Here is a 5732-nt window from a genome sequence, read left to right as displayed (position 1 = left end):
ATCGGTCCCATTAAGGGACTTATCGGTCCCTTAATGGGACCGGCATTAAGCGTTGGTGCGCACAGCACACCCTACGCCGAGGTATGCGCGGATTTTTCCGTAGGGTGGGTGCTGTGAATGGTTTAGGTGCGCTGCAACCAGCTCAGGAATTTGCCTTTTTTCACTTCCGCCGGCTTTTGCATCAGCAGCGCCTCGGTGCCTTGCAGGCGGAAGGCGTGGAGTTTGTTGAGAGCGGTGGATACTTCGGCGCTTTGTTCCAGGCATTGCTGGATATGTTCTTTGTCGATGCGGTAGACGATGGCGGAGCTCAGGGCGGTAAAGCGCGCGTGGGACGCCACGGCGTTGGCCATGCCTTCTTCGCCGAGCAACTCGCCCGGGCCCATGCGCCCAGCTTCGGCAAGGCTGCCGTCGCTGGTGGGCACGGCGGCGGAGATAACGCCGGTACCGATCACCATCAGGTGGTCGGTGACTTCTTCGAGTTCCAGCACCACCTGCCCGGCGACATAGCGTTGGGCGGTCATGTGTTGGGTGAGCTCGTCTTTTTGTTCGCTGGTCAGGGAGCGGAACACTTTGACGTCGTCGAGCACGGCACGCAGGCGGCTTTTCGGCGCGTCACCGCCGCGCTGTACGCCCGCGGCTTCAAGGTTGCGGTGGGCCAGGTCGAACATCAGGTTGCGGGCTTCGGCGCTGTTCTGGCCGGTGGCGATAAAGCCGCTGGCTTCGTATTCCACAGCTTCCAGGTCGGAGCCTTTGACCGATACCCGACCCGGCGGCTTGGCCAGCAGCGCGGTGACGCCTTGCAGGGTTTTTTCCAATGCCTCAATCACCACACGGGGCCGCACGGCGGCCGGCACGCTGATGCTGATGGACACGCCCTGCACATTGGCGGCGCGGTTGAGGTTGATCACTTTGGCCTTGGCCGCTACCGAGTTGGGGATCACCACGGTGCTGCCTTGGGCGGTGCGCAGGTAGGTAGCGCGCCAGTCGATTTCGGTGACTTGGCCTTCGACGCCATCAATGCTGATCCAGTCGTCCAGGCGATAGGGTTTGGTGGTGTTCAGTACGATGCCGGAGAACACATCGCTCAAGGTGCTCTGCAAGGCCAGACCAACGACGATGGCCACCACACCGGAAGTGGCGAGCAGGCCTTTCACCGGCAGTTGCATCACGTAGGCCGCCGCTGCCACCGCCGCCAGGAGAAAAATCAGCGCCCCGAGTACGTCCTGCAACAGGCGGCCGGTGTGGCCGCTGCGCGGCATCAGCACCACGCCCATCACCACCGTGGCGGTTCGCGCCAGCAGCAACCACCAGGCAATGCCCAGTACCGAGCCGAGCATATTCAGCGCCGGGCTTGGCCACGGCGCTGGCAGTAATGGGCTCAGCCCGGCCTCAACAATCACCAAGCTGTAGGTGAGGAAAAAACCCACCCGCAGCACCACGCGCCAGACCTTGGCGTCGGCCGGCAACAGACGCCAGGCGGCGATATCCACCAGTAACAAGACGGTGGCGATAAGCAGCAGGTGACTGTTGATCAGCTCAAGCATGGGGTTTCCATAGTGGGTTATAGCGGCGGTACGGGTTTGCGGCACTCACCGCGCAGGCGCACGGCGTCTTGTTCGAAGACGTCTTTCAGCCAGTTACTCACCGCCTGGAAGCGGCCGATACGCCCGGCGTCACGGTGGCTGAGCAACCATACCTCACGGTGCACCTCGACATCATCACTCAGGCGGCGCAGGCCGATACGATCACCCAATACGCAGGGCAACAACGCCAGGCCCAATCCGGTTTCGCAGGCGTTGATCAAGGTGCTGACACTGCTGACCCGCAGCGGGTAATGGGCCAACGGCGCGATCTCGCGCAGCCAGCGCATCTCGGCCATCTCCGAGAGTTCTTCGCCATAGGCCAGCCAGGGCTGGTCGCACCAGAGGTCGCGCGGTACTTCGGCAAAACGCTCGGCGCCGTACACGGCAAATCCGAGGTCACCCACCTTGCGCATCACCAGTGCGGCATCGTCTTGCGGGCGGGCCAAGCGCAGGGCGAAGTCGGCCTCGCGGCGAGTAAACGACAGTGCCTGGTTGGCCACCAGCAATTGCAGCTGCAACTTCGGGTGGACTTCCATCAGCGCCGGCATATGGTCAACCAGCCAGTGGCTAAATAAGAAGTCGATGGAAGTAATGCGCACCGGCCCGGCCACGCCGTCGGCCTCACTGCAGGTTTCCAGCAGCATGCTTTTGACATCGCCCAACACCCGCTCGGCGTAGGTCAGAAACACCACGCCGGCTTCGGTGGCGTGGTAGCCAGAGTTGTCGCGAATAAACAGTCGGCGCTGCAAGGCGGCTTCGGTCGCGGCCAAGCGTCGGCTCATGGTCGAGGGGTCAATGCCCAGCGTGCGCCCGGCCGCACTCATGCTGCCCTCACGGGCCAGGGCCAAGAGCAGCGGGATGTCGTTCCAGTCAAAATTCACAGCATCACGATCCACAGGCGCTCCTTATCCTCGGGTTGAGGAAACGGACAAACAGCCATCGTCATGTCCGGTTAGCGGACAAGCATAGGATTCTCGTGCTGACCTTTGGAAAGAATTTGTGTGCTGTGTTGGGCTTCGCTTTGCCCAACAAACAAGGCGATTTCAATGCTGCAAGCGATACCCGGTGCGAAATATCTGCCCAACAATCACGATGCACACCAGCAAAAAGCCGAGCAAGAAGGCGACGTCGAGCATCGGATTAAATTCGGTGACATCGAAAAACGCCCAGCGAAAGGCATCGACCAGGTACACCACCGGGTTAAACAGGCTGATGGTCTGCCAGGTGGGTGGCAGCATATTCAGCGAGTAAAAGCTGCCACCGAGAAAGGTCAGCGGGGTGATCACCAAGGAGGGCACCACTTCCAGCTTGTCCCAACCATCCACACACAGGCCGACGATAAAGCCCAGCATGCTGAACGACACGGCACACAACAGCAGAATAAAAAACGCCCAGAACGGATGGACGATTTCATACGGCACAAACACCCGTGCGGTAAGCAGAATGGCCGCCGCCAGCACCATCGACTTAACCACCGCCGCACCGACATAGCCGAACACGATCTCGGTGGGCGACAAAGGCGCCGACAAAATCTCGTAAATCGCTCCGGAGTAACGCGGCATATAAATGCCAAAGGCGGCGTTGGAAACGCTTTGGGTCAGCACCGCCAGCAGGGTCAGGCCCGGCACGATAAAGCTGGCGTAAGGGATGCTGCCAATCTCGGCCATCCGTGAGCCGATGGCCGAACCAAACACCACAAAATACAGCGCCGTGGCCAACACCGGCGCCGCCAGGCTTTGCATCAGGGTGCGCAGCGAGCGGGCCATTTCAAAGCGGAAGATGGCGTAGATGGAATACACGTTCATGCGGGCTTTCTCAGCAATTCGACAAAGATATCCTCAAGGGAGCTTTCCGAGGTGTGCAGGTCTTTGAAGTCGATATCGTTAGCGGTCAGTCGCCGCAAAAATTCGGCGATACCCTGATTATCGCGGGCCACATCCAGCACCAGCTCCCGTCCCTCGTCGAGCAACTGCACCGGGAACCCAGCCAAATCGGCAGGCAACTGCTCAAGCGGTTTTTGCAATTGCAGACGTAGTTGGCGACGACCGAGGCGTGCCATCAAGTCGGTCTTATTTTCCACCAGCAGCAGACGACCATCGCTGATGACCCCAACACGGTCAGCCATTTCCTCGGCTTCCTCCAGATAGTGGGTGGTTAGCACCACCGTCACGCCCCGGTCGCGCAGGCGGCGCACCATCGCCCACATATCGCGGCGCAGCTCCACGTCTACACCGGCCGTAGGCTCATCAAGAAACAACACCTGCGGTTCATGGGCCAAGGCTTTGGCGATCATCACCCGCCGGCGCATACCGCCGGAGAGGGTCATGGTGGCGTCGTCGCGTTTATTCCACAGCGACAGGTCGCGCAGAATCTGTTCCAGCAACTCTGGCGCTGGCGGTTTACCAAATAGGCCACGGCTAAAACGCACGCTGGACAGCACGCTTTCAAAGCCTTCATTGACCATTTCCTGCGGCACCAAGCCGACCTTGGCCCGCGCTTCGCGGTATTGCCGAGGCAACTCCAAGCCATCGATATGAATGCTGCCGCCGGTGGGTTTGACCAGCCCGCAAATGGCGCCAATCAGGGTGGATTTGCCTGCACCATTGGGGCCGAGCAAGGCAAAGATTTCGCCGTGTTGAATATCCAGATCGATTCCGCGCAAGGCCTGATAGCCATTGGCGTAGGTTTTTTCCAACCCTCGAAGGGAAATTGCACTCATGCACCGTCACCCAAGCATTCAGTAATTTTGCTGCGCAGCCAGCGCTGCGCAGGGTCCATATCCTGGGTCGCGCCCCAGGCCATGGATAGATCATAAACCGGCGCCTCGAACGGCAACTCATCCACGCGCAAGCCGCCATTGGAAGTCAGCGCCGCAGCGGCGTAGTCCGGCACGGTAGCCACCATCTGCGTACCTGGGAGCAATTGGCTCAAGCCATAGAACTGCGGCACCGCCAGTTTTACCTGACGCTGGCGCCCGCGCTTGGCCAGTTCCTGATCGATAAAGCCGCTGAGGTCACCGGCAAACGTCACCAGCGCGTGGGGGCGTGAGCAGTATTCGTCCATGGTCATTGGCGTGTCAGTGAAGTCGCCACGCACCATTACCGAACGGCTACGGCGCAGGGTTTTGCATTTGGCATTGGCCGGCAGATCGCCGACGTAGCAAATACCCAACGACACTTCGCCCGCAGAGAGTTGATTGCAGATCGACAGGTAATGGGTACGGCGCACCACCAACGTGACGTGGGGCGCTTCCACGCTGAGCACGCGCATCAGTTGCGGCAGCAGGCCCAGCTCCACGTCATCGCTCAGGCCGATACGGAACACTTCACGGCTGGTGCAGGGGTCGAAATCGACACTTTGGCCGATGGCCGAGGAAATGGTGTCCAAGGCTGGGCGCAGCAAGCTTTCCAGCTCAATGGCGCGCGGGGTGGGCTCCATGCTGCGCCCGACCCGCACAAACAGCGGGTCGTTATACAGCGTACGCAGGCGACCCAAGGCCGCACTCACCGCTGGCTGCCCCAGAAACAACCGCTCCGCCGCCCGACTGACATTGCGCTCGATCATCATCATTTCGAAAACGATCAGCAGATTGAGGTCTACGCGGCGAAGGTCAATGCGGTTCATTGGTGTGGCTCCCTGTGGTGTGGGAGCCATCATCGGCTTATGCGTTAGGCATGAGAATAGACAGGGCTGCATAGCCCCCTTGCAGAACTGCAACGCACCCGGCACTAGTTCTCAGACTTGTCCTTGGCGGTTTCCAGCTCCTTAATTCGTTTGTCGTAGATATCACAATGACTGGCCTTATCCGCGGACTTGGTTTTCAAATCCATGGCCTGCAGCTCGTCATTGATCTCTTTGGCTTTTTGCGGATTTTGCTCGGTGAGTTGCTGCACCTTGGCCGCCAACTGCTGGGCTTTTTGCTCAGCTTCTTCGGGGGTGCAACTGGCCCAGGCGGGCACGGCAGTCAGCAACGTCAGAGCGGCGGTGAGGCTTAGTAGAGTTTTCATGATGCTGTCCTTTTTGGCGCGATGGCTCTCCTTCGGTGGAGGACCAGAGCGCGTGAAAAGTTCAGCAAATGCGATGAGGCGTAGCGCCCACGTAATACCTCCCTGCCGGCAAAGCTACCGTCGTCCCCGCGCAGGCGGGGAC

6 protein-coding genes are annotated in these 5732 nt (G+C 60.0%); all 6 read right to left on the bottom strand.

All coding sequences use genetic code 11. The features are described 5' to 3' along the window. Positions 1-122: 122 nt before the first annotated feature. The 6 genes from AAAB16_RS17300 to AAAB16_RS17275 all read right to left on the bottom strand — a co-directional run bounded on the left by AAAB16_RS17300 (position 123) and on the right by AAAB16_RS17275 (position 5590). Positions 123-1544: a mechanosensitive ion channel family protein gene (locus AAAB16_RS17300; protein WP_340664433.1), complete on the bottom strand. Its 1422-nt coding sequence runs from the start codon at positions 1542-1544 to the stop codon at positions 123-125. Between the two features lie 17 nt (positions 1545-1561). After that, entirely contained in the window at positions 1562-2479 is a 918-nt protein-coding gene (locus AAAB16_RS17295) for a LysR family transcriptional regulator (RefSeq protein ID WP_340664432.1), read from the bottom strand. A 147-nt stretch (positions 2480-2626) separates the two neighbouring features. After that, positions 2627-3388, bottom strand: a complete 762-nt coding sequence (locus AAAB16_RS17290; RefSeq protein WP_340664431.1) for an ABC transporter permease — start codon at positions 3386-3388, stop codon at positions 2627-2629. Continuing rightward, on the bottom strand, positions 3385-4302 hold the full coding sequence (locus tag AAAB16_RS17285) for an ABC transporter ATP-binding protein (protein WP_340664430.1): 918 nt from the start codon (positions 4300-4302) through the stop codon (positions 3385-3387). The genes AAAB16_RS17290 and AAAB16_RS17285 overlap by 4 nt, the downstream gene beginning before the upstream one ends. Continuing rightward, entirely contained in the window at positions 4299-5207 is a 909-nt protein-coding gene (locus AAAB16_RS17280) for a LysR family transcriptional regulator (protein ID WP_340664429.1), read from the bottom strand. Before AAAB16_RS17280 ends, AAAB16_RS17285 begins: the two co-directional genes overlap by 4 nt. A 104-nt stretch (positions 5208-5311) precedes the next feature. Beyond that, complete coding sequence (locus AAAB16_RS17275) at positions 5312-5590, bottom strand: hypothetical protein (protein ID WP_340664428.1); 279 nt, start codon at positions 5588-5590, stop codon at positions 5312-5314. Positions 5591-5732 lie beyond the last annotated feature (142 nt).

This window comes from Pseudomonas sp. (assembly GCF_037994325.1).
In the GTDB taxonomy this organism is placed as follows: Bacteria; Pseudomonadota; Gammaproteobacteria; order Pseudomonadales; family Pseudomonadaceae; genus Aquipseudomonas.
The sequence above is the reverse complement of the archived record's forward strand: the minus strand, read 5'-3'. Positions and strand labels throughout refer to the sequence as shown.

Bases quoted from the DNA above. Each gene is read 5' to 3' on its own strand.
- AAAB16_RS17300 (WP_340664433.1), bottom strand. From the start codon at position 1,544: ATGCTTGAGCTGATCAACAGTCACCTGCTGCTTATCGCCACCGTCTTG.
- AAAB16_RS17290 (WP_340664431.1), bottom strand. From the start codon at position 3,388: ATGAACGTGTATTCCATCTACGCCATCTTCCGCTTTGAAATGGCCCGC.
- AAAB16_RS17285 (WP_340664430.1), bottom strand. From the start codon at position 4,302: ATGAGTGCAATTTCCCTTCGAGGGTTGGAAAAAACCTACGCCAATGGC.
- AAAB16_RS17280 (WP_340664429.1), bottom strand. From the start codon at position 5,207: ATGAACCGCATTGACCTTCGCCGCGTAGACCTCAATCTGCTGATCGTT.
- AAAB16_RS17275 (WP_340664428.1), bottom strand. From the start codon at position 5,590: ATGAAAACTCTACTAAGCCTCACCGCCGCTCTGACGTTGCTGACTGCC.